General features: G+C 70.6%; 23 protein-coding genes. 14 read left to right on the forward strand and 9 right to left on the reverse strand.

Going from position 1 to position 19,923, the window contains the following annotated elements:
- Positions 1–36 precede the first annotated feature (36 nt).
- Positions 37–549 carry a transcriptional regulator NrdR gene (gene nrdR / locus PO78_RS06340; RefSeq protein WP_004313518.1) on the forward strand — a complete coding sequence of 171 codons (513 nt, stop codon included), beginning with the start codon at positions 37–39 and terminating at the stop codon, positions 547–549.
- Positions 530–1,627: a bifunctional diaminohydroxyphosphoribosylaminopyrimidine deaminase/5-amino-6-(5-phosphoribosylamino)uracil reductase RibD gene (ribD, locus tag PO78_RS06345; RefSeq protein WP_004313516.1), complete on the forward strand. Its 1,098-nt coding sequence runs from the start codon at positions 530–532 to the stop codon at positions 1,625–1,627. The genes nrdR and ribD overlap by 20 nt, the downstream gene beginning before the upstream one ends.
- On the opposite strand, the gene PO78_RS06350 is transcribed toward ribD, so the two are convergent.
- The 4 genes from PO78_RS06350 to PO78_RS06365 are packed head-to-tail and all read right to left on the reverse strand — an operon-like array spanning position 1,613 to position 5,821.
- The gene (locus PO78_RS06350; RefSeq protein WP_012585075.1) at positions 1,613–2,395 is read right to left on the reverse strand and encodes a HesA/MoeB/ThiF family protein; all 783 of its coding nucleotides are present in this window, start codon (positions 2,393–2,395) and stop codon (positions 1,613–1,615) included. The genes ribD and PO78_RS06350 overlap by 15 nt on opposite strands.
- 7 nt (positions 2,396–2,402) lie before the next feature.
- Positions 2,403–2,852 carry a hypothetical protein gene (locus PO78_RS06355; protein WP_004313512.1) on the reverse strand — a complete coding sequence of 150 codons (450 nt, stop codon included), beginning with the start codon at positions 2,850–2,852 and terminating at the stop codon, positions 2,403–2,405.
- 27 nt (positions 2,853–2,879) lie between these two features.
- A complete protein-coding gene (locus PO78_RS06360) occupies positions 2,880–4,331 on the reverse strand; it encodes a S41 family peptidase (RefSeq protein WP_043742824.1) in 1,452 nt (483 codons plus the stop codon).
- A gap of 44 nt (positions 4,332–4,375) precedes the next feature.
- Positions 4,376–5,821 (reverse strand): murein hydrolase activator EnvC family protein, encoded by a 1,446-nt coding sequence (locus tag PO78_RS06365; RefSeq protein ID WP_012585074.1) that lies wholly within the window; start codon positions 5,819–5,821, stop codon positions 4,376–4,378.
- A gap of 207 nt (positions 5,822–6,028) precedes the next feature.
- Between PO78_RS06365 and PO78_RS06370 the strand changes: the two genes are divergently transcribed.
- The 6 genes from PO78_RS06370 to PO78_RS06395 all read left to right on the forward strand — a co-directional run bounded on the left by PO78_RS06370 (position 6,029) and on the right by PO78_RS06395 (position 9,165).
- Positions 6,029–6,358 (forward strand): ArsR/SmtB family transcription factor, encoded by a 330-nt coding sequence (locus tag PO78_RS06370; RefSeq protein ID WP_004326027.1) that lies wholly within the window; start codon positions 6,029–6,031, stop codon positions 6,356–6,358.
- Between the two features lie 32 nt (positions 6,359–6,390).
- Positions 6,391–6,807, forward strand: coding sequence for a rhodanese-like domain-containing protein (locus tag PO78_RS06375; RefSeq protein WP_004326028.1), 417 nt, complete (start codon positions 6,391–6,393; stop codon positions 6,805–6,807).
- Between the two features lie 2 nt (positions 6,808–6,809).
- Positions 6,810–7,079 carry a glutaredoxin 3 gene (gene grxC, locus PO78_RS06380; RefSeq protein WP_004326029.1) on the forward strand — a complete coding sequence of 90 codons (270 nt, stop codon included), beginning with the start codon at positions 6,810–6,812 and terminating at the stop codon, positions 7,077–7,079.
- Positions 7,080–7,203: 124 nt separating this feature from the next.
- Complete coding sequence (gene secB, locus PO78_RS06385) at positions 7,204–7,668, forward strand: protein-export chaperone SecB (protein ID WP_004326030.1); 465 nt, start codon at positions 7,204–7,206, stop codon at positions 7,666–7,668.
- Between the two features lie 10 nt (positions 7,669–7,678).
- Positions 7,679–8,176 carry an SH3 domain-containing protein gene (locus PO78_RS06390; RefSeq protein ID WP_004326031.1) on the forward strand — a complete coding sequence of 166 codons (498 nt, stop codon included), beginning with the start codon at positions 7,679–7,681 and terminating at the stop codon, positions 8,174–8,176.
- A complete protein-coding gene (locus PO78_RS06395; protein WP_012585072.1) occupies positions 8,164–9,165 on the forward strand; it encodes an NAD(P)H-dependent glycerol-3-phosphate dehydrogenase in 1,002 nt (333 codons plus the stop codon). The genes PO78_RS06390 and PO78_RS06395 overlap by 13 nt, the downstream gene beginning before the upstream one ends.
- A gap of 21 nt (positions 9,166–9,186) precedes the next feature.
- Here PO78_RS06395 and PO78_RS06400 read toward each other — a convergent pair whose 3' ends face one another.
- On the reverse strand, positions 9,187–9,663 hold the full coding sequence (locus PO78_RS06400) for a tRNA (cytidine(34)-2'-O)-methyltransferase (RefSeq protein WP_004326033.1): 477 nt from the start codon (positions 9,661–9,663) through the stop codon (positions 9,187–9,189).
- 137 nt (positions 9,664–9,800) lie between these two features.
- Entirely contained in the window at positions 9,801–10,532 is a 732-nt protein-coding gene (locus tag PO78_RS06405; protein WP_041589632.1) for a ComF family protein, read from the reverse strand.
- A 64-nt stretch (positions 10,533–10,596) separates the two neighbouring features.
- Between PO78_RS06405 and bioB the strand changes: the two genes are divergently transcribed.
- The 3 genes from bioB to PO78_RS06420 are packed head-to-tail and all read left to right on the forward strand — an operon-like array spanning position 10,597 to position 13,241.
- On the forward strand, positions 10,597–11,577 hold the full coding sequence (gene bioB / locus PO78_RS06410) for a biotin synthase BioB (RefSeq protein ID WP_004329059.1): 981 nt from the start codon (positions 10,597–10,599) through the stop codon (positions 11,575–11,577).
- An 11-nt stretch (positions 11,578–11,588) separates the two neighbouring features.
- Entirely contained in the window at positions 11,589–12,551 is a 963-nt protein-coding gene (locus PO78_RS06415; RefSeq protein WP_012585069.1) for a methyltransferase domain-containing protein, read from the forward strand.
- A gap of 39 nt (positions 12,552–12,590) precedes the next feature.
- On the forward strand, positions 12,591–13,241 hold the full coding sequence (locus tag PO78_RS06420) for a pyrimidine 5'-nucleotidase (RefSeq protein ID WP_012585068.1): 651 nt from the start codon (positions 12,591–12,593) through the stop codon (positions 13,239–13,241).
- 69 nt (positions 13,242–13,310) lie between these two features.
- Here PO78_RS06420 and PO78_RS06425 read toward each other — a convergent pair whose 3' ends face one another.
- The 3 genes from PO78_RS06425 to yihA form a co-directional block, all read right to left on the reverse strand.
- On the reverse strand, positions 13,311–13,808 hold the full coding sequence (locus tag PO78_RS06425; RefSeq protein ID WP_012585067.1) for a GNAT family N-acetyltransferase: 498 nt from the start codon (positions 13,806–13,808) through the stop codon (positions 13,311–13,313).
- On the reverse strand, positions 13,808–14,824 hold the full coding sequence (hemB, locus tag PO78_RS06430) for a porphobilinogen synthase (RefSeq protein WP_004326638.1): 1,017 nt from the start codon (positions 14,822–14,824) through the stop codon (positions 13,808–13,810). Before hemB ends, PO78_RS06425 begins: the two co-directional genes overlap by 1 nt.
- A 286-nt stretch (positions 14,825–15,110) precedes the next feature.
- Positions 15,111–15,770 (reverse strand): ribosome biogenesis GTP-binding protein YihA/YsxC, encoded by a 660-nt coding sequence (gene yihA / locus PO78_RS06435; protein WP_012585066.1) that lies wholly within the window; start codon positions 15,768–15,770, stop codon positions 15,111–15,113.
- Between the two features lie 123 nt (positions 15,771–15,893).
- Here yihA and PO78_RS06440 point away from each other — a divergent pair, with 123 nt between their 5' ends.
- The 3 genes from PO78_RS06440 (at position 15,894) to ccsB (ending at position 19,915) form a co-directional block, all read left to right on the forward strand.
- A complete protein-coding gene (locus PO78_RS06440) occupies positions 15,894–16,523 on the forward strand; it encodes a c-type cytochrome (protein ID WP_012585065.1) in 630 nt (209 codons plus the stop codon).
- Between the two features lie 126 nt (positions 16,524–16,649).
- Positions 16,650–18,734 (forward strand): cytochrome c biogenesis protein ResB, encoded by a 2,085-nt coding sequence (locus PO78_RS06445; RefSeq protein WP_043742825.1) that lies wholly within the window; start codon positions 16,650–16,652, stop codon positions 18,732–18,734.
- Positions 18,731–19,915, forward strand: a complete 1,185-nt coding sequence (gene ccsB, locus PO78_RS06450; protein WP_012585063.1) for a c-type cytochrome biogenesis protein CcsB — start codon at positions 18,731–18,733, stop codon at positions 19,913–19,915. The genes PO78_RS06445 and ccsB overlap by 4 nt, the downstream gene beginning before the upstream one ends.
- Positions 19,916–19,923 lie beyond the last annotated feature (8 nt).

Here is a 19,923-nt window from a genome sequence, read left to right on the forward strand (position 1 = left end):
AATGGCACCCGCCCCGCCCGGCGCCGCCTTCCGGCCATGAAATGCCCCTTCTGCGCTGACCCCAACACCCAGGTCACCGACACGCGCGAGAACGAGGACGGCGATGTCGTCCGGCGTCGCCGTCGCTGCGTCAAGTGCGACAAGCGCTTCACCACGTATGAGCGCATCGACCTCAAGATGCCTCACATCGTCAAGCGCAACGGCAACCGCACCGAGTTCGACCACGCCAAGCTCGCCGGCAGCATGAAGCTGGCGCTACGCAAGCGCCCGGTCACCATCGAGGCCATCGACGCTGCGGTGGACCGCATCGAGGCGCGCCTGCTCGCCATGGGCGAACAGGAAGTCCCGAGCGAGAAGATCGGCGAGCTGGTCATGAAGGAACTCAAGAAGCTCGACAAGGTGGCCTACATCCGCTTCGCGTCGGTGTATCGCAACTTCGCCGACGTCGACGAGTTCGCCGAGGTGATCCGCGAGGTGCAGACGCGCCCGCGGCGCGGCAAGGCCGACAAGGGCGGAGCGGACCCCGGACATGACCTTTTCGGCGGCTGACCACGCCGCCATGGCGCGCGCGCTGCAGCTCGCCGCCCGCGGCCTCGACACCACCTCGCCCAACCCGCGCGTGGGCTGTGTGATCGTGCGCGACGGCACGACCGTCGGCGAGGGCTGGCACGCGCGCGCCGGCGAGGCCCACGCCGAAGTCCACGCGCTGCGCCAGGCCGGAGCGGCTGCGCGCGGTGCCACCGCCTACGTCACTCTGGAGCCGTGCTCGCACTTCGGCCGCACCCCACCCTGCGCCGACGCGCTGATCGAGGCCGGCGTGGCGCGCGTGATCGCCGCCATGGAAGACCCCAACCCGCTCGTCGCCGGGCGCGGTCTCGCCCGCCTGCGCGCTTCCGGCATCGCCGCCGCGCACGGCCTGCTCGCCGAGGCGGCGCAAGAGCTCAACATCGGCTTCGTTTCACGCATGACGCGCGGTCGGCCCTGGGTGCGGCTCAAGGTCGCCGGCACGCTCGACGGCAAGAGCGCGCTCGACAACGGCGTCAGCCAGTGGATCACCGGCCCGGCCGCACGCCGCGACGGCCACCGCTGGCGCGCGCGCGCATGCGCGATCCTGACCGGCATCGGCACGGTGCGCGAGGACGATCCGCAACTCGGCGTGCGCGACGTGCCCTGCGAACGCCAGCCGCTGCGCATCCTGGTCGATGCGCGCCTGGAGGTGTCGCCGCAGGCCCGCATCCTGCAGGGCGAACCCATCCTGATCGCCACCGGCAGCACGGATCAAGCCCGCATCGACATGCTGCGCGCGGCCGGCCACGAGATCGTCTTCGTGCCCAACGCGGCCGGCAAGGTGGATCTGGGTGCGCTGCTGCGCCTGCTGGGCGAGCGCGGCATCAACGAGCTGCACGTCGAGGCCGGCTTCAAGCTCAACGGCTCGCTGCTGCGCGAGGGCTGCGTGGACGAGCTGCTGATCTACCTGGCGCCGATGCTGGTCGGCGACGCCGCGCAGGGGCTCTTCAACCTGCCCGCGCTCACCCGCCTGGAAGGCGCCACAAGGCTGGACATCCGCGACCTGCGCCGCATCGGCCCCGACCTGCGCCTGATCGCGCGACCGCTAGCGCAGGGCTGATTCCACCGCTCCGGCGCATCGCGCCGTCCCGCACACCGCGCAGCCGGGGTCGCGCCCGAGCGCGACACTGCGCCATTCCATCGACAAGCCGTCGAGCAGCAGCAAGCGGCCGTCGAGCGTGCGCCCGCAACCAATGAGGACCTTGAGCGCCTCGGCAGCCTGGATGGTGCCGACGATGCCGACGATGGGGGCGAACACGCCCATCACCGCACAGCGCACCTCCTCGATGTCCTCGCCTTCCGGGAACAGGCAGTGGTAGCAGCCGCTGTCGGGCTTGCGCAGGTCGAACACCGAGACCTGACCGTCGAAGCGGATCGCCGCGCCCGACACCAGCGGCTTGCGGTGCTTCACGCAGGCGCGATTGATGGCGTGGCGGGTGGCGAAGTTGTCGGTGCAGTCGAGCACCACGTCGGCGCGCCCCACCTCGGCCTCGAGTGCCTCGCCCTCCAGGCGCGCCTGGATCGGCTCGAGCCGGGTCTGCGGGTTGAGCCGGTGCAGCGTGGCACGTGCCGAGGCGACCTTGGGCAGGCCGACCATGTCGGCCGAGTGCATGATCTGGCGCTGCAGGTTGGTGAGATCGACCGTATCGTGGTCGGCGAGCACGAGGGTGCCGACCCCGGCGGCGGCAAGGTACATCGCCGCGGGCGAGCCCAGCCCGCCCGCGCCGACCACCAGCGCGCGCCCATCGAGCAGGGCCTGCTGGCCTTCGACGTCGATCTCGGGCAGCAGGATGTGGCGGCTGTAGCGCAGCAGCTGGTCGTCGTTCATCGCCCGATTACTTGTATTCGCGCAGTTCGAGCGGGGTGTCGTCGTGGTCGCCATGCACGTGGTGGTCCCAGGCCTGGATGTAGACCTCGTTGGACTGCTTGATCAGGCGTTCGGGCGACAGCAGGTTGTGGCGCTGGGTCTCCTCGCTGAAATACACGAGTGCCCGCACCAGCTTGATGTAGAGCGAATTCTCCAGCGCAAAGCCGGCCTCGCGCAGCGCGTCCTCGAGCGACTCGAGCGAATAGTCGAGCACCGAGTAGCGCACCACGATTCCCAGCGGATCGTCGGTGCGCTCGAGCTGCAGGCCCTTGAGCAGTTGCAGCGACTTCCAGGCGCGCTCCACCTGCCCGGGCGGGAGCGGCTTGAAGCGGATCTCGCGATGCTTGTGGATATCGGCGCCCGGCAAGGGCCGGTCGTGATGCCGGCCCGCCAGCTTGTAGGCAGTTTCCCTGCGCATGATCGTCCCCCCGGCCGGACTCCCGGCTTACTGTTTCGCCGCCGCAGGCTGCGCGACCCCGGCCGCCGCGGCCTGTCCCCCGGCCGCTTCGGCCTCGACGGCCGGCGCGGCGTGGGCGATGTCCTCGCCCTTGAGCAGGCGGATCGCCTGCTTGAGCTGGTGGTCGTTGTCGCCCGCGAGCTCGAAGCGCGCGGTCTCGGCCGCGGTTTCTTCTGCCGGCGCGCCGTCCGCCTTGCCGGCAGCGGCCTTCGCGGCCTCCACGGCGCCCTTGTCGTTCTCGAGATGCCCCAGCAGATCGGCCTCGCGCACGCGGCGGCCGGACCCGTTGGCGGTCTCCTCGACGACGATGTCGGGCGCGATGCCCTTGGCCTGGATCGAGCGCCCGCTCGGCGTGTAGTAGCGTGCGGTGGTGAGCTTGATCGCGGTGTTGTTGTTGAGCGGCAGGATGGTCTGCACCGAGCCCTTGCCGAAGGTCTGCGTGCCGATCACCCTGGCGCGCTTGTGATCCTGCAGCGCGCCGGCGACGATCTCCGAGGCCGAGGCCGAGCCCGCGTTCACCAGCACCACCATCGGCACGTCGCGCGCATAGGCCGGCAGGCGGCGCAGGAAGTCGTCGCGGGTGCCGCGCAGGTAGTCGGCCTGGATGGCGCGGTACTCGCGCTTGGCGTCCTCGGTGCGGCCGTCGGTGCTCACCACGAGGGTCTCTTCGGGCAGGAAGGCCGCCGACACGCCCACGGCGCCGTGCAGCAGGCCGCCAGGGTCGTTGCGCAGGTCGAGTACCAGGCCCTGCACCGGGCCCTGAGCGCCGAGCTTGGCCAGGTGCTCGACCACCGACGCGGCGGTGTTCTCCTGGAACTGCGCGATGCGCAGGTAGGCGTAGCCGGGCTCCACCACCTTGGACTTGACGCTCTGCACCTTGATGACTTCGCGCGTCAGCTTGATCACGATCGGCTGCGACTGCCCCTTGCGCATGATCGTGAGGATGATGTCGGTGCGCGGCTTGCCGCGCATGCGCTTGACCGCGTCGTTGAGGCTCATGCCCTTGACCGGGGTGTCGTCCAGCTTGACGATCAGGTCGCCCGCCAGCACACCGGCGCGGAAGGCCGGAGTATCCTCGATCGGCGAGATCACCTTGACGAAGCCGTCTTCCATGCCGACCTCGATGCCGAGACCGCCGAATTCGCCCTGGGTGCCGACCTGGAGGTCCTTGAAGGCCTCGGCGTCGAGATAGGCGGAGTGCGGATCCAGCCCGGAGAGCATGCCGCTGATCGAGTCGGTGATCAGCTTCTTGTCCTCCACCGGCTCGACGTAGCCTTGCTTGATCGCGTTGAAGACGTCGGCATAGGCGCGCAACTCGTCGACCGGCAGCGGCAGGGGCGCGCTGCGGTCGGCGTTGGCGGAGAAATTGAGGCTGATCATGATCCCGGCCACCATGCCGGTCATGACGAGGCCGAACTGTTTCAGCTTGCTGCTGCGCATGAGAACTCCAGTAGTGCGCCGACCGCCCCGGTCGGCCGTCCCGTCTAGTTGAGCCGCATCCATTGCATCGGATCGAGCGGCTGCCCCTGGTGACGGATCTCGAAGTATAAACCCGAATCGTTGCCCACCCCGGCGGCGCCCACGCTGGCGATCGGCTCGCCACCGCCGACGCGATCGCCCACTTCCTTGAGCAGGGAATCGTTGTTGCCGTAGATGGTCAGGTAGTCGCTGCCGTGGTCGACGATGATGAGGTTGCCGTACCCGCGCAACCAGTCCGAGAAGACCACTTCCCCGCCGGCCACCGAACGCACTTCGGCACCGTTGCCGGCGCGGATGAACACGCCCTTCCAGGTGGTTCCACCCTCCGCCCTTGGAGCACCAAAGCGGCCCACGAGTTCTCCGCGCACCGGAAAGCGCAGCTGCCCACGCAGCTGGTTGAAGCGCACGCCGGTGGGCGTGGCACTGGCGGCGTCGCGGACCTCGCCGACCACCGGCTCGGGGCGCTGCGCACGCTCCACCCGTGCCGGCGGCGGCGCCTCGAGGCGTGGCACCGGCGCCGGCTCCGCGCGCGCTGCGGTCTCGCCACGCTGTTCGTGCTCGGCGCGTGCCCGCGCCGCACGGCGCTCCGCCTCGCGCTGCGCGGCTTCGCGACGTTCGGCCTCGCGCTGCGCGGCGGCGCGGCGTTCGGCCTCGCGCTGCTCCGCTTCACGGCGTGCGGCCTCGCGCGCGGCGGCGAGGCGGGCGCGGCGAGCGAGGGTCTCGATGAGCTTGCCGAGACGCTGTTCGTCCTGCTGCAGCGCATCGACCTCGCTCTTCTTCGCCTGCAGCTCGCGGCTCACCTCGGCGAGCGCGGCCTTGCGCCGCGACTGCTCGGTCTGCAGCTGCTGCTGGCGGTCGCGCTGCTCGCTCTCGAGCGTGGCGAGACGATCGCGGCGGGCGCTGATCTCGTCGGCGCGGCGCCGGGTCTCGGAGAGGTCGGTGCGCAGGCCTTCGATGAGCTCCAGGCGGGCGCGACCAAGGTGCTCCAGGTAGTGCGCGTCGCGCGCGAGCTGGTTGGGGTCGCGTGCCGACAGCAGCGGCGCCACACCGTCGGCCGCGCCATGCACGTAGTGGCGACGCACCCAGTCGGCGAGCTCACCGCGGCGGGCGTCGATGCGCGCGGCGGTCTCGCGCTGCTCGCCTTCGAGCACCGCGAGCCGCTTCTCGGCATTCCTGCGCTCGCCCTCGATGCGGGCGAGCTCGCGTACGGCGCGCGACACCGAACGCTCGGAGTCGACCAGCGCCTTCTGCGCGCTGGTGCGATCGGCCTCCGCCTTCGCCATCTCCTCCTGCAACTCGCGGATACGCTGCTTGAGCTCGTCGAGGTCGGAGCGCCGCTCGGCGATCTCGCCGCCGGCCTGGGCGAAGGCCGGGCCGGGCACGACAAGGAGGGCGGCGAGCGCGGCGATGCACGCGCCTGCGATCGGCGACTTCAGGCTTCTGGGCGACAACGGGGTGGGATCCGCGGAGAGTTGCGAGGGGCGAGCAATGCTGGACGGGGGCGAGGACGGAGGGCAGTCGGACAAGGGACCCGATGCGGTGAAGGGTGCGCGAGGCGGCGGCTCGTGACCGGCACGCGGCCGCTCGGACGCGAGATCTCTCATGCATCGGGACAACGCGTTATTTTATACTAGCGCTTTGGTTCTGCCGGCCCCATCGTGGACAAAGACGCAATCACCACCCTGATCGACAAGCACGAACACATCGAGACCGCCGCCCGCGCGCTCAAGGCGATCGCGCATCCCCTGCGCCTGAAGATCCTCTGTGTGCTCGGCAGCGGCGAAGAATGCGTGCAGGACATCGTCGACGCGGTGGGAACCTCGCAGAGCAACATCTCCCAGCATCTCGCCATCCTGCGCGACAAGGGTGTGCTGCAGACGCGCAAGGACGCCAACCGCGTCTATTACCGCGTCGGCGACGAGCGCACCCTGCAGCTGATCGTGCTGATGCGCGAGGTCTTCTGCGCCGACGACGACGCCGAACGCTGACCCCCCAACCCCGCAACCGGAGCATCCCCTTCGTGGAATTCCTGCAACACAACTGGTACTGGGCGGCGCTCGCCGCCGCCTCGGGCACCTGGCTGATGGTCGAACTCGTGCGCAGCCGCGGCGACGACACCCAGCTCTCGCCCGTGGAGGCGACCCTCCTCGTCAACCGCGAGGACGCGATCGTCATCGACGTGCGCGAGCAGGGCGAGTACGCCCAGGGCCACATCCCCAACGCGCGCCACATCCCCGCCGGCGAGATCGAGCGCCGCGGCAAGGAGATGGAAAAGTGGAAGGACCACCCGGTCATCCTTTGCTGCACCACCGGCGCGCGCTCGAACAGCGCCGCAGGCGCGCTGCGCAAGGCCGGATTCAACCGCATCTACAACCTGCGCGGCGGCATGATGGAGTGGCAGAAGGCGGGGCAGCCCGTCAGCCGCAAGAGGAAGTGAGCATGCAGCCTCCGATCCGCATGTACGCGACCGCCACCTGCCCCTACTGCATCCGCGCCGAGCAATTGCTGCTCGACAAGGGCGTGGTCGGGCTGGACAAGATCCGCGTCGATCTCGACCCCTCGCGTCGCGAGGAGATGATGAAGCTGAGCGGACGCCGCACCGTTCCGCAGATCTTCATCGGCGACTACCATGTGGGCGGCTGCGACGATCTCCTCGCCCTCGAGCGCGGCGGCAGGCTCGCTGCGCTGCTGCGCGGCGAGAGCGCCTGAGCGCGGGTTCGTACCCGCGGCACGCGAGACGCCCCCGCCCCCCATCTCCGACGCTCCCCGCCGAGCATCCTTTTTCCCCGCGGCCGCAGGCGCGGCCGTACCCACCCAAACCGGAACCCGATTCATGAGCGAAAACACCCAACCCGTCTTCTCGATCGAAAAACTCTACGTCAAGGACCTCTCGGTCGAGGTGCCGGGTGCCCCGCAGATCTTCCTCGAGCGCGAGACCCCGCAGGTGAACGTGCAACTGCGTACCGAAGGCCAGGTGGTCGAGGAAGGCGTGTACGAAGTCACCCTGACCGTCACCGTCAACGCCCGCATCGGCGAGGAACGCAACCTCTTCCTGGTCGAGGTCGCGCAGGCCGGCATCTTCCAGATCCGCAACCTCCCCGAGGGTGAGCTGGAGCCGGTGATGATGATCGGCTGCCCCAACATCCTCTTCCCCTACGCCCGCGAGGCGGTGTCGGACGCGGTCACCCGTGCCGGTTTCCAGCCGGTGCTGCTTTCGCCGGTCAATTTCGAATCGCTCTACCAGGCGCAACGCCAGCAGGCCATCGAGCAGGCGAACGGCGAAGTTCCCATCCAGTGAGGCGTCCCGCATGAAGCGCGCGCGCCGTCCGTCCCCGCAGATACCTTCGGCGCCGCTCGGCCGCGCGCTCCTGATGCTCGCCGTGTCCGCCCCCCTGAGCGGCGCGGCCTTGCCGGTCGCCGCGCAGGCGATCGAATACCGCTCGGTCGCGGCTTCGACCCTGCTGCGCGAGCAGCCGGCGCCGGATGCCGAGGCGCTGTTCCGCCTGCGCCCGGGCACACCGGTCGAGATCGTCGTGCGCGAGGACGGCTGGATGCGCGTGCGCGACCCTGCCGGCGGGTTCGGCTGGGTCGAGGGCGGCGCCCTCGTCACGCGCCGGACGGTCATCGTCACCGCGGAGCGCGCGATCGTGCGCCGCGCCGCGCAGGAGACCGCCGCGCCCGCCTTCGAAGCCACGCGCAACGTCGTCCTCGAACTGCTCGAACCCGCCAGCGAGGGCTGGGCGCGCGTGCGCCACGTCGAGGGCTTCGAAGGCTACGTGCACGCCAGCGAGGTATGGGGACTGTGAGCCGCCGCCGCATCGCCGTGTTCGGCGCGGGCGCCTGGGGCACCGCGCTCGCCCAAGCCTTTTCCGCCAGCCACGAGGTGGTCCTGTGGGGCCGCGACCGCGGCCAGCTCGAAGAGATCGCCCGCATCCACGAGAACACCCGCTACCTGCGCGGTGTCCGCCTGCGCGACACGCTCGCGGTCGAGGCCGACTTCGCGCGCGCCGCAGCGCAGGCCGAGCTGCATCTGGTCGTCACCCCCCTCGCCGGCCTGCGCACCACGGTGCGCGAGCTGCGTCGGCTCGCTCCCGGGCGTGCGCTGCTGTGGGCCTGCAAGGGCTTCGAGGCCGGCACCGGCAAGCTGCCGCACGAGATCGTCGCCGAGGAGTGCGGCGCCGGGTCCGCGAGTGGCGTACTCACCGGCCCGAGCTTCGCCGCCGAGGTCGCGCGCGGCCTGCCCGCGGCGATCGCGCTGGCGGCACACGACGCCGATTTCGCCCGCCACTGGGTGGGCGTGCTGCACCAGCCCCGCCTGCGCATCTACGCCAACACCGATCTGGTGGGCTGCGAGGTCGGCGGCGCGGTCAAGAACGTCATGGCGATCGCCGCCGGCGTCTCCGACGGCATGGGCTTCGGACTCAATGCGCGCGCCGCCCTGATCACCCGCGGCTTGGCCGAGATCGCCCGCCTCGCGCGTGCGCTCGGCGCGCGCGGCGAGACCCTGATGGGCCTGGCCGGCATGGGCGACCTGATTCTCACCTGCACCGGCGACCTCTCGCGCAACCGCCGCGTCGGCCTGGCGCTGGCCGAGGGCAAGGGCCTCGCCGACATCCTGCGCCAGCTCGGCCACGTTGCCGAGGGCGTGTCGACCGCACGCGAGGTGGTCGGCCTCGCCCGCCGCCATGGCGTCGAGATGCCGATCTGCGAAGCCATCGACGCTCTCCTCCATCACGGACTCGACGCGCGCGGCGCCGTGGAGCGCCTGCTCGCACGCGACCCGCGCGCGGAGTGAGCGCGCGCGGCGCGGCTCGGCTCAGTCGCCCTGCGCGACGGCGCCGGCAAAGTCGTGCTGGCGCCAGCCCTCGTACACCACCACCGCCACCGCGTTCGACAGATTGACGCTGCGGTTGGTCGGGCGCATCGGGATGCGCACCCGCCGCTCGGGCGCGAACTCGCGCAGGATCTCCTCGGGCAGGCCGCGGCTCTCGGGACCGAAGAGCAGCGCATCGCCAGGCTGGAAATCCACACGGTCGTGACGCCGGCTCGCACGCGTGCTCATGGCGAACATGCGCCGCCCGGCGAGCACCTCGCGGCAGTGCGCCCAGTCGGGATGCACGGTCAGGCAGGTGAGATCGTGGTAGTCCAGGCCGGCGCGGGCGAGCTGCTTGTCCGACAGGTCGAAGCCGAGCGGCGCCACCAGATGGAGGCGGCAGCCGGTGTTGGCGGCGAGGCGGATCACGTTGCCGGTGTTGGGCGGGATCTCGGGCTGGTAGAGGACGATCTCGAACATCGCTGGATAGCCAAGGTTGGCCGGGTGCAGGTGCATGGCCGGGCGGAAATCGGCTGCGGCAAGACCGCTCCGCAAGCCGAAGCGAGTGCAGCGGAGCCGCCGGCCGGCGAGTCTAGCAGGCCGCCACCACCGCGGGCTCAAGAGGGCGAAGGCGTGCGCGCCACGACCAGGTTGCCGACCCAGCTCGCCCCTCGCCCCTTGAGGCAGCGCGCAAGCTCGTCGAGCGTGGCGCCGGTGGTCATCACGTCGTCGACCACGATCACCCTGCGCCCGCTCAGGTCCTCCACGCACTCGAAGGCGCCGCGCGGGCTGCGCAGGCGGGCCTCGCGGTCGAGCCCGGCCTGCGCCGGCAGGTCGCGCAGCTTGCGCACGACGGCGAGCCCGAGCGGCAGGTCGCGCGCACGCGCGAATCCGCGCGCCAGCTCCACCGCCTGGTTGAAGCCGCGCTCGGCGAGCCTGCGCGGATGCAGCGGCATCGGCAGCACGAGATCGGCCCCCGCGCCGTCTTCCGCAGCGAAATCGGCGCCGCATCGGGCCAACGCATCGCCAAGGTAACGGCCCACCGCGAGCTGGTGGCGGTACTTGAGGGCATGGATCATCGCGTCGACCGGGAAGGCGAAATCGAACACCGCCCGCGTCGCATCGAAGGCCGGCGCGCTGCGCCGGCAGGCGCCGCAACGGCCACCATCCAGGCCGGGCAGGCCGCATTGCGGGCACGCGGTGGAAGGACGCCGCGGCAGCTCGTCGGCACAGGCGGCACAGACGGCCTCGCCGCCGCTCGTCGCACCGCAGACGAAGCAGTCCTGCGGCGCGAGCACGTCCATCGCATGGTTGAACAGGACGCGGAGGGGATGCAGTGAATTTGACAAGATTTCCACCGATGGAAGAACATGCGGGCCTCGTAATTCGTAATTACAGCCTGGAAAGCATTACATGACAACGACTTCCGCGACGATCGAACGCCCCGCAGCGCCCCCGTCCCGCCACCAGTGGGCGACCGCCGAGGTCGAGGCGCTCTTCGAGCTGCCCCTGCTCGAGCTCGTCTTCCGCGCCCAGCAGGTGCATCGCAGCCACTTCGACCCGCAGGAAGTGCAACGCTCCACCCTGCTCTCGATCAAGACCGGCGGCTGCTCGGAAGACTGCGGCTACTGCTCGCAGTCCGCCCGCCACGACAGCGGTCTCGCCCGCCAGCGCCTGCTCCCGGTCGACGAGGTGCTCGCCAACGCGCGCGCGGCCAAGGCGCGCGGCGCCAGCCGCTTCTGCATGGGTGCCGCCTGGCGCGGGCCGAAGGACCAGGACCTCGCCCCGGTGCTCGAGATGGTGCGCGAGGTGAAGGCGCTCGGCCTGCAGACCTGCGTGACCCTGGGCATGCTGAAGGAAGGCCAGGCCGAGCAGCTCGCCGACGCCGGCCTCGACTACTACAACCACAACCTCGACACCGCACCCGACTTCTACGGCCGGGTGATCACCACCCACACCCTGCAGGACCGCCTCGACACCCTCGACAAGGTGCGCGGCGCCGGCATCAACGTATGCAGCGGCGGCATCGTCGGCATGGGCGAGAACCGCCGCCAGCGCGCCGCGCTGATCGCCCAGCTCGCCAACCTGCCGGCGCCGCCCGAGTCGGTGCCGATCAACAACCTGGTCCAGGTCCCGGGCACGCCGCTCGCGGGCGCCGGGGCGCTCGACCCCTTCGAATTCGTGCGCACGATCGCCGCCGCGCGCATCACCATGCCGAGCAGCTACGTGCGCCTGTCCGCCGGCCGCGGCGAGATGAGCGACGAGCTGCAGGCGCTGTGCTTCCTGGCGGGCGCCAACTCGATGTTCTACGGCGAGCGCCTGCTCACCACCGACAACCCCGACGCCGACCGCGACGACCGCCTGTTCGCGCGCCTCGGCCTGCGCGCAATTTGAGCGGCGAGCGCATGGACACCCCCACCCCCGGCCAGGACGTCAGCGCCCGGGACGCCCCCCCCGGGCAGGCCCCCGCCGCGCCGGGCTTCGCCCTCGACCGCAGCCTGCTGCGCCGCCGCTTCGAGCGCGCCGCGCCGCACTGCGACGGCGCCGACGCGCTGGCGCGCGAGGTCGCGCGGCGCATGGACGAGCGCCTCGACTACATCCGCCTGAGTCCGCAGCGCGTGCTCGACCTCGGCTGTGGCACCGGGGCAGACCTGCCGCGCCTGGCCGAACGCTTCCCCGCGGCCACCCTGCTCGCTGCCGACTTCGCGCCCGCGATGCTCGCCCGCGCGCGCGCGCGCCTGCGCCCGCAGGGCGGCGGGCTGCTGCGCCGCCTGATCGGCGGGCGCCCCGCCGCGGCGCCGCATTTCGTCGCCGACGCGTGTGCGCTGCCGCTGGCGCACGCCAGCCTCGGGCTGGTGTGGTCCAACCTGATGCTGCCGGCGCTCGACGACCCGCTGCCCGCCTTCCGCGAGGTGCACCGCACGCTGCAGGTGGACGGGCTCTTCATGTTCTCGACGCTCGGCCCCGACACCCTGCGCGAGCTGCGCGCCGCGCTGCCCGCCACGGCGGGTGAGCGGGTGCACCGCTTCATCGACATGCACGACCTCGGCGACGCGCTGGTGCAGGCCGGCTTCAGCGACCCGGTCATGGACATGGAGATGCTGACCCTGACCTACGCCGACCTCGACGGCCTCTTCGCCGACCTGCGCGCGAGCGGTGGCAACAACGCCGCCAGCACTCGCCCGCGCGGGCTCTCCGGCCGGACCGGCTGGGAGGCTGCGCGCGCCGCCTACGAGCGCCTGCGCCACGACGGCCGCCTGCCGGCGAGCTTCGAGATCATCCAGGGCCACGCCTGGAAGCCCGCCCCGAAGACCACCGCGGACGGACGCGCCATCATGCGCTTCCAGCCCCGCCCGCCCGCGCGCTGAGCCCCTCCTCCCCGCACGATCCTGCCCCGAGCGAAGAAGATGTCCTCCCGTCCCGTCTGGCTGTTCGACCTCGACAACACCCTGCACAACGCCAGTCCGCACATCTTCCCGCACATCAACCGCAGCATGACGCGCTACCTCGAGCAGCACCTCGGGCTCGCCCTCGACGAGGCCAACGCGCTGCGCATGCAGTACTGGCACCGCTACGGAGCCACCATGCTCGGCCTGATGCGCCACCACGGCACCGACCCCGACCACTTCCTCGTCGAGACCCACCGCTTCGACCGCCTGCACGAGATGATGGTGTTCGAGCGCGCGCTGCGCGGCATGCTGCGCGCCCTGCCGGGGCGGCGCATCGTGTTCTCCAACGCACCGCGCCATTACGCCGAGGCTGTGCTGGAGATCATGGGCGTGCGCCGCCTGTTCGAGGACGTGGTCGGCATCGAGGATCTCGACTACCACCCCAAGCCCGGCATCCGCGCCTACCGCGGCCTGCTCCAGCGCCGGCGCCTGAACGCCGCGCAATGCATCATGCTGGAAGATTCGGCCGTCAACCTGCGCACCGCCAAGCGCCTCGGCATGCGTACCGTGCTGGTGGGCGGCGGGCTGCGCACGCCGGCCTACGTGGACCTGCGCATCCCCAACATCCTCGCGCTGCGCCGCCAGCTCGGGCGGCTGCAGGTGCGCTGAGAAGAAGAACGCGTGCGGCCAGGAGCGCGCGCGACGGCGCTCGAGGCTGGCCGGCACGTCCGCGCTGGCTCAGTCGCGCAGCGCACGCTCCATCAGGCAGGCGTCCTCGCCATAGCCCGCCGGCAGCACCGCCGGCAGCGCGGCGAAGCCTTGGCGTGCCCAGAACGGCACCGCATCGGCGAGCGCCACCAGGCGCAGTCCGCGATGCCCCGCGGCGGCCGACCAGTCGCGCACGCGACCGAACAGCGCTGCCGCCACGCCCAGCCCGCGCGCCGCCGGCACCACCGCGAGGTCATGAACGAAGCCATGCCCGGCGCGTGCCGGCAAGGCTCGCAGCGGCGCATGCAGGGGCGGCGCGTCGGCATCGTCCCAGGGATGGGCGAACACGTAGCCCACCGCCGCACCGTCCGCCTGCGCGAGCCAGCACGCCTGCGGCGCGAGTTCGAGCTTGCGCCCGAGCACCGCGGCCGACTCCTGGTAGCCGTCGCCGTAGGCCGCGCGCTGGATCGCCAGCACGTCCGGCAGGTCGGCCGCGCACAACGGCCGCAGGACCGGCCGCGCCGTCATCAGGCGCCGGCCTTAAGCCAGCGCGCCGCGTCGAGCGCGAAATAGGTCAGGATGCCGTCGGCGCCGGCGCGCTTGAAGGACAGCAGGGCCTCGAGCGCGCACGCCCTCTCGTCCAGCCAGCCGTTGGCCGCGGCGGCCTTGAGCATGGCGTACTCGCCGCTGACCTGGTAGGCGTAGGTCGGCACCTGCAGCTCCTGCTTCACGCGGCGCACGATGTCGAGGTAGGGCATGCCGGGCTTCACCATGAACATGTCGGCACCCTCGGCGATATCGAGCTCGACCTCGCGGAGGGCCTCGTCGCTGTTGCCCGGGTCCATCTGATAGGTGTGCTTGTTGCCCTTGCCGAGGTTGCCGGCCGAGCCCACCGCGTCGCGGAAGGGGCCGTAGAAGCTCGAGGCGTACTTTGCAGAGTAGGCCAGGATGCGGGTGTGGATGTGGCCCGCGCCGTCCAGCTCGGCGCGGATGCGGCCGATGCGGCCATCCATCATGTCGGAAGGCGCCACGACATCGGCGCCGGCCTGGGCGTGGCACAGGGCCTGCTTGGCGAGCGCCTCCAGGGTCTCGTCGTTCATCACGTAGCCGCGCGGGTCGGCGGGGTCGATGAGACCGTCCTGGCCGTGGCTGGTGTAGGGATCGAGCGCCACGTCGGTGATCACGCCCAGGTCGGGGAAGTTCGCCTTGAGCGCCTGCACGGTGCGCGGCACCAAGCCCTCCGGATTCCAGGCCTCCTCGGCGCCGGGGGTCTTGCCGGCGCGGTCGATCACCGGGAACAGCGCGAGCGCCGGCACGCCCAGGCGCATCGCCTCCTCGGCCACGCCCAACAGCCGGTCGATGCTCACACGCTCGACACCGGGCATCGAGGGCACGGCCTCGCTGCGGTCGGTGCCGTCGAGCACGAACACCGGATAGATCAGGTCGTTGGCGGTGAGTACGTGCTCGCGCATCAGACGGCGGGAAAATTCGTCACGGCGCATGCGGCGCATGCGGGTCGCGGGAAAGGCTCCAGTGGGTCGCATCTCGGTCTCTAGCAGGTCGTTGTGGAACGTGCGGCGGGGACGTGCGGCGGCGGGCGCCGACCGCAGGGCGCGCGCGGATCACCTCACGCACGGCCAGCGCAACCGCGCACGCCGGCAGGGCCGTGCGCGCGGCTTGCGGAACTTTCACGTCAGGAGCTCATCTTAGCAGGCAGATGGCGCCGTGCCCCCAGGCCGGCCATCTCCCGCTTCACCTCCCTGAGCGGGTGCCTCACGCCTGGTGAGGCATTTTCGCCCCCGACTACGTCCCCTGGTCGGGGGCTTTTGTTTATGCGCCCGGCGGCGCATCGACCGCGCCGGCAGGCCTGTCGGCGAGGTCGCCGCCCACCGTGCCGGCTGGCACCAGCCAGCCGCCGATCACGCGCTCGACCTCCTCCACCCCGCTCTTCTTCAGGCTGGAAAACAGCTGCACGGTGACCTGCGGCCCGAGCGGCTCGAGCGCGCGACGCACCTCCTGCAGGGTCGCCGCGGCGGCGCCGCGCGAGAGCTTGTCGCTCTTGGTGAGCAGCACGTGCATCGGCCTGCCCGAGGGCGCGAACCAATCGATCATGTTGCGGTCGAGAGGCGTGAGCGGATGGCGGCTGTCCATGATCAGCACGAGTCCGATCAGGCTCTCGCGGGTACGCAGGTAGGTCTCGATCAGCCCCGACCACTGGCGGCGGATCTTCTCGGGCACCGCGGCGTAGCCGTAGCCGGGCAGATCGACGAGCAGCGCGCCGTTGTTGAGACGGAAGAAGTTGATCAGCTGCGTGCGCCCGGGCGTCTTCGACACGTAGGCCAAGCGCACGTGACCGGCGAGGGTGTTGATCGCGCTCGACTTGCCGGCGTTGGAGCGCCCGGCGAAGGCGATCTCCGCGCCCGAGGGCGGTGGCAGGCCCGAAGGCTTGGCGATCGAGATTTCGAATGTTGCGTTGCGGAACAGAGGCATGGAGGAAGATCACTGAAAACCGCGCCTTGCGCGGCGAACAGACCTCATCGCATCGCGCAATCAGGCGTTCGTGTATTAGAATACCGCGTTTGAAACAATCACTCACGGCTTTCCGAGGACATCATGATCAAGCGTTCCCTGCTGCTCTCGTCGCTTCTGCTGGTCGCCGGCGGCCTTCAGGCCCAGGACCAGGCCCCGGACCTCGAAAAGGCCAAGCAGACCGCCGAGACGGTCTGCGCGGCCTGTCACAGCGCCGACGGCAACAGCCAGCTCCCGGCCAACCCCAAGCTTGCCGGCCAGCACGAGGATTACCTCTTCAAGCAGCTGCGCGAGTTCAAGGGCTGGAACGGCAATCCGCCGGTGCGTGAGAACGCGATCATGGGCGCGATGGTCGCCGGCCTCGAGGAAGCCGACATGCGCGGCCTCGCCAAGTACTTCGCCAGCTTCGAGCAGAAGCCTGAGCCGGCCAAGAGCCTCGGCACCATCGACCTCGGCCAGAAGATCTGGCGCGCGGGCATCCCCGCCAAGGGCGTCCCCGCCTGTGCCGCCTGCCACGGCCCCGCCGGAGCGGGCATGCCGGCGCAATATCCGCGCCTGTCCGGCCAGTTCGCCGAATACACCGAAGCGCAGATGAAGGCCTTCCGCGACGGCGTGCGCGCAAACGACCCGAACGGCATGATGCGCACCATCGCGCTCAAGATGACCGATCCGGAGATCAAGGCCGTCGCCGACTACGCGACCGGCCTGCGCTGACCCTGCGCCAGCCCTGCGCAGCCCCCACCGCCGAGCCGCGTGGGGGCGGGCGGGGGCGATCGTCTGCATCGCGCGCCAGCGCCGCACGCCCTGCGACGCTGGCGTCCGTCTTTCTCCGAGGTCCGGATGCATAGCGGCATCGCGCGCGCCCTCTTCGAGCTCTTCAGCTCGATGCGTTTTGCCATCTCCCTGCTGACGATCCTGTCGATCGCGTCGGTGGTGGGAACGGTCGTTCGCCAGAACGAACCCTTCAACGCCTATCTCAACCAGTTCGGTCCGTTCTGGTTCCCCGTCTTCGAGAAGCTCGGCCTGTACTCCGTGTACAACGCCGGCTGGTTCCTCGTCATCCTCGCCTTCCTGGTGCTGTCGACCACGCTGTGCATCGTGCGCCAGACCGCGCCGATGCTGCGCGAGATGCGCAGCTTCCGCGAGCGCGCGCGCGAGGCCTCGCTGCGCAGCTTCGCCCACCGCGTCAGCCTCGTGCCCGCGCAGCCCCTCGCCGACGCGGTGGAGCGCGCGCAGGCCTACCTCGCGCACGCCGGCTTCACCAGCCGGGTCGCCGACAACGGCGAAGGCACCCTGCTCGCCGCCCGCCAGGGCAGCGCCGGACGCATCGGCTACTTCCTCGCCCACGGCGCGATCGTGCTGATCTGCATCGGCGGCCTGCTCGACGGCAACCTGCCGCTGCGCCTGCAGGTGTGGCTGGGCGACAAGCACACCACCGCGGGCGACCAGGTCATCGCAAACATTCCACCGTCGGCCCGTCTCGGCACGGGCAACCCGAGCTTCCGCGGCGACGTCTTCATCCCCGAGGGCCGCAGCACCAGCTTCGCGGTGCTCGGCCTGGCCGACGGCATCCTGCTGCAGGAACTGCCCTTCAACGTCACGCTCGACAAGTTCCACATCGAGCACTACCAGAACGGCATGCCCAAGCGCTTCGCCAGCGACATCCGCATCACCGACCGGTCGAGCGGCCAGACGACGCGGCACACCATCGAGGTCAACCACCCGCTCACCGTCGACGGCATCACCCTCTACCAGTCGAGCTTCGAGGATGGCGGCTCGAAGCTGGCGATCAAGGCGCGCAGCCTGCTGCCTGGCCGTCCCGGGGTGCTGCGCGAGATCGAGGGCGTGGTGGGCGAAAGCCTGGCGTTCGCCGACGGCGCCGCGGGCTTCTCCTATACGCTGGAATTCACCGACTTCCGGGCCTTCAACGTCGAGGACATGCGCGGCAACGAGGGCGGGCAAGGCGACGAAGGCGAGGCCGCGCCGCGCGGCATGGACAAGCTGCAGCGCCACCTCGGCAGCGGCGCCAAAGGCGCGGAGGTGCGCGACCTGCGCAACATCGGCCCCAGCTTCACCTTCAAGCTGCGCGACCCCGCCGGCCAGGCGCGCGAGTTCCACAACTACATGCTGCCGATCGAGCAGGGCGGGCGCTGGTTCCTCTACACCGGCCTGCGCGACGCGCAGGCCGACGCCTTCCGCTACATGCGCATCCCCCTCGACGAGCGCGGCGGAGTGGATGCCTGGTTCGCGATCCGCGACCGCCTGCTCGACCCCGCGCAGCGCGACGCTCTGGTCGCCCGCTTCGCCGCGCGCAGCTTCCCCGCCGGTCGCGGCCAGGACGCGATGCGCGAGGCCCTGGTGCAGTCGGCCCGGCAGACCCTCGGGCTGTTCGCCGAGAAGGGCTACGAGACACTCGGCGGCTTCATCGAGAAGTCCGTGCCCGAGGCCGAACGCGGCCCGGCCGCCGACGTGCTGGTGCGCATCCTGCAGGGGCTCGCCTGGGAGGCATGGATGCTGCACCGCGAGGCCGGTGGCGAACCGCCGCTGCAGCTCGACCCGGCGCGCGCCACCTTCGTCAACGACACCATCGCGGCGATCTCCGACAGCCAGTTCTACGGCGCGCCTGCCTGGCTTCAGCTCGACGGCTTCGAAGAGCGTCACGCCACCGTGCTGCAGGCGACGCGCTCGCCGGGCATGCCGCTCGTCTATCTGGGCGCGCTGCTGTTGGTGCTGGGCGTGTTCGCGATGCTCTACATCCGCGAACGTCGCCTGTTCGTGCTGGTGAAGCCGAACGAGGCGCTGGTCGCGATGTCTTCCAATCGCAGGGCGCTCGACGTCGACGAGGCCTTCCGCCAACACGTCGAAGGCCTCGCCGCCATGCTCGGCGCCCCCGTGCCCGCATCCGAACCCCGAGAAAGTGCATGATGGAAATCGCCCGCCCCTCCCCCGCCACCCCGGCCGGTCCGGCCCCCGCCGCGCTCCGGCCGCACACGCCGCTGCTGCGCCGGCTCGGCGCCTTCGACTGGCTGTACGCGCTCGCGCTGATGCTGGGCGCGGCCTTCGCGCTCGTCCGCTACCACCCGGTGATGGACGTATACGACGATCTCATCCTGGTGCTGCAAGTGCCGGTGCTCGCCGTGATCGGCTGGCAGTGGAAGCCCTTCCGCGCCTTCCTCGCCGCGGTGGCGCTGCTTGCGCTGGCGAGCATCGCGCTCTACCAAGGCGATCTCGCGCGCGCCGAGCAGACCTTCCTGCTCAAGTACCTGATCTCCAGCCAGACCGCGATCATGTGGATGAGCGCGCTGATCTTCATCGCCACGGGCGCGTACTGGCTGGGCCTGCTCGCACGCAGCGACTTCGCCGAGCGCACCGGCTCGGCGCTGACCTGGATCGCCGCGGTCATGGGCACCACCGGCCTCTTCGTGCGCTGGTACGAGTCCTACCTGCTCGGCCCCGAGATCGGCCACATCCCGATCAGCAACCTGTACGAGGTCTTCGTGCTGTTCGCGCTGATGACGGCGCTGCTCTACCTCTACTACGAGGGTCGCTACGCCACGCGGCGCATGGGCGCCTTCGTGATGATCGTGATCTCGGCCGCGGTGGCCTTCCTGCTCTGGTACACCTTCACCCGCGAAGCGCACGAGATCCAGCCGCTGATCCCGGCGCTGCAGTCCTACTGGATGAAGGTGCACGTGCCGACCAACTTCATCGGCTACGGCGCCTTCGCGGTCTCGGCCATGGTCGGCACCGCCTACCTGCTCGCCGAGCGCGGCATCCTCGCCTCCCGCCTGCCGCCCTTGCGCGTGCTCGAGGACGTGATGTACAAGGCGATCGCGATCGGCTTCGCCTTCTTCACCATCGCCACCATCCTCGGCGCGCTGTGGGCGGCCGAGGCCTGGGGCACCTACTGGCAGTGGGACCCGAAGGAGACCTGGGCGCTGATCGTGTGGCTCAACTACGCGACCTGGCTGCACATGCGCCTGACCAAGGGCCTGCGCGGCGCGGTGCTGGCATGGTGGGCGGTGGTGGGCCTGCTCGTCACCACCTTCGCCTTCATCGGCGTCAACATGTTCCTGACCGGCCTGCACTCCTACGGTGCGCTGTGAGCGCGCCG

Source organism: Thauera sp. SWB20 (genome assembly GCF_000831325.1).
In the GTDB taxonomy this organism is placed as follows: domain Bacteria; phylum Pseudomonadota; class Gammaproteobacteria; order Burkholderiales; family Rhodocyclaceae; genus Thauera; species Thauera aminoaromatica.

Excerpts from the sequence above, each read along its gene's own strand:
- nrdR (WP_004313518.1), top strand. The coding sequence starts at position 37 with ATGAAATGCCCCTTCTGCGCTGACCCCAACACCCAGGTCACCGACACG.
- ribD (WP_004313516.1), top strand. The coding sequence starts at position 530 with ATGACCTTTTCGGCGGCTGACCACGCCGCCATGGCGCGCGCGCTGCAG.
- PO78_RS06350 (WP_012585075.1), bottom strand. The coding sequence starts at position 2,395 with ATGAACGACGACCAGCTGCTGCGCTACAGCCGCCACATCCTGCTGCCC.
- PO78_RS06355 (WP_004313512.1), bottom strand. The coding sequence starts at position 2,852 with ATGCGCAGGGAAACTGCCTACAAGCTGGCGGGCCGGCATCACGACCGG.
- PO78_RS06360 (WP_043742824.1), bottom strand. The coding sequence starts at position 4,331 with ATGCGCAGCAGCAAGCTGAAACAGTTCGGCCTCGTCATGACCGGCATG.
- grxC (WP_004326029.1), top strand. The coding sequence starts at position 6,810 with ATGCAGCCTCCGATCCGCATGTACGCGACCGCCACCTGCCCCTACTGC.
- secB (WP_004326030.1), top strand. The coding sequence starts at position 7,204 with ATGAGCGAAAACACCCAACCCGTCTTCTCGATCGAAAAACTCTACGTC.
- PO78_RS06390 (WP_004326031.1), top strand. The coding sequence starts at position 7,679 with ATGAAGCGCGCGCGCCGTCCGTCCCCGCAGATACCTTCGGCGCCGCTC.
- PO78_RS06395 (WP_012585072.1), top strand. The coding sequence starts at position 8,164 with ATGGGGACTGTGAGCCGCCGCCGCATCGCCGTGTTCGGCGCGGGCGCC.
- PO78_RS06400 (WP_004326033.1), bottom strand. The coding sequence starts at position 9,663 with ATGTTCGAGATCGTCCTCTACCAGCCCGAGATCCCGCCCAACACCGGC.
- bioB (WP_004329059.1), top strand. The coding sequence starts at position 10,597 with ATGACAACGACTTCCGCGACGATCGAACGCCCCGCAGCGCCCCCGTCC.
- PO78_RS06415 (WP_012585069.1), top strand. The coding sequence starts at position 11,589 with ATGGACACCCCCACCCCCGGCCAGGACGTCAGCGCCCGGGACGCCCCC.
- PO78_RS06420 (WP_012585068.1), top strand. The coding sequence starts at position 12,591 with ATGTCCTCCCGTCCCGTCTGGCTGTTCGACCTCGACAACACCCTGCAC.
- PO78_RS06425 (WP_012585067.1), bottom strand. The coding sequence starts at position 13,808 with ATGACGGCGCGGCCGGTCCTGCGGCCGTTGTGCGCGGCCGACCTGCCG.
- hemB (WP_004326638.1), bottom strand. The coding sequence starts at position 14,824 with ATGCGACCCACTGGAGCCTTTCCCGCGACCCGCATGCGCCGCATGCGC.
- yihA (WP_012585066.1), bottom strand. The coding sequence starts at position 15,770 with ATGCCTCTGTTCCGCAACGCAACATTCGAAATCTCGATCGCCAAGCCT.
- PO78_RS06440 (WP_012585065.1), top strand. The coding sequence starts at position 15,894 with ATGATCAAGCGTTCCCTGCTGCTCTCGTCGCTTCTGCTGGTCGCCGGC.
- PO78_RS06445 (WP_043742825.1), top strand. The coding sequence starts at position 16,650 with ATGCATAGCGGCATCGCGCGCGCCCTCTTCGAGCTCTTCAGCTCGATG.
- ccsB (WP_012585063.1), top strand. The coding sequence starts at position 18,731 with ATGATGGAAATCGCCCGCCCCTCCCCCGCCACCCCGGCCGGTCCGGCC.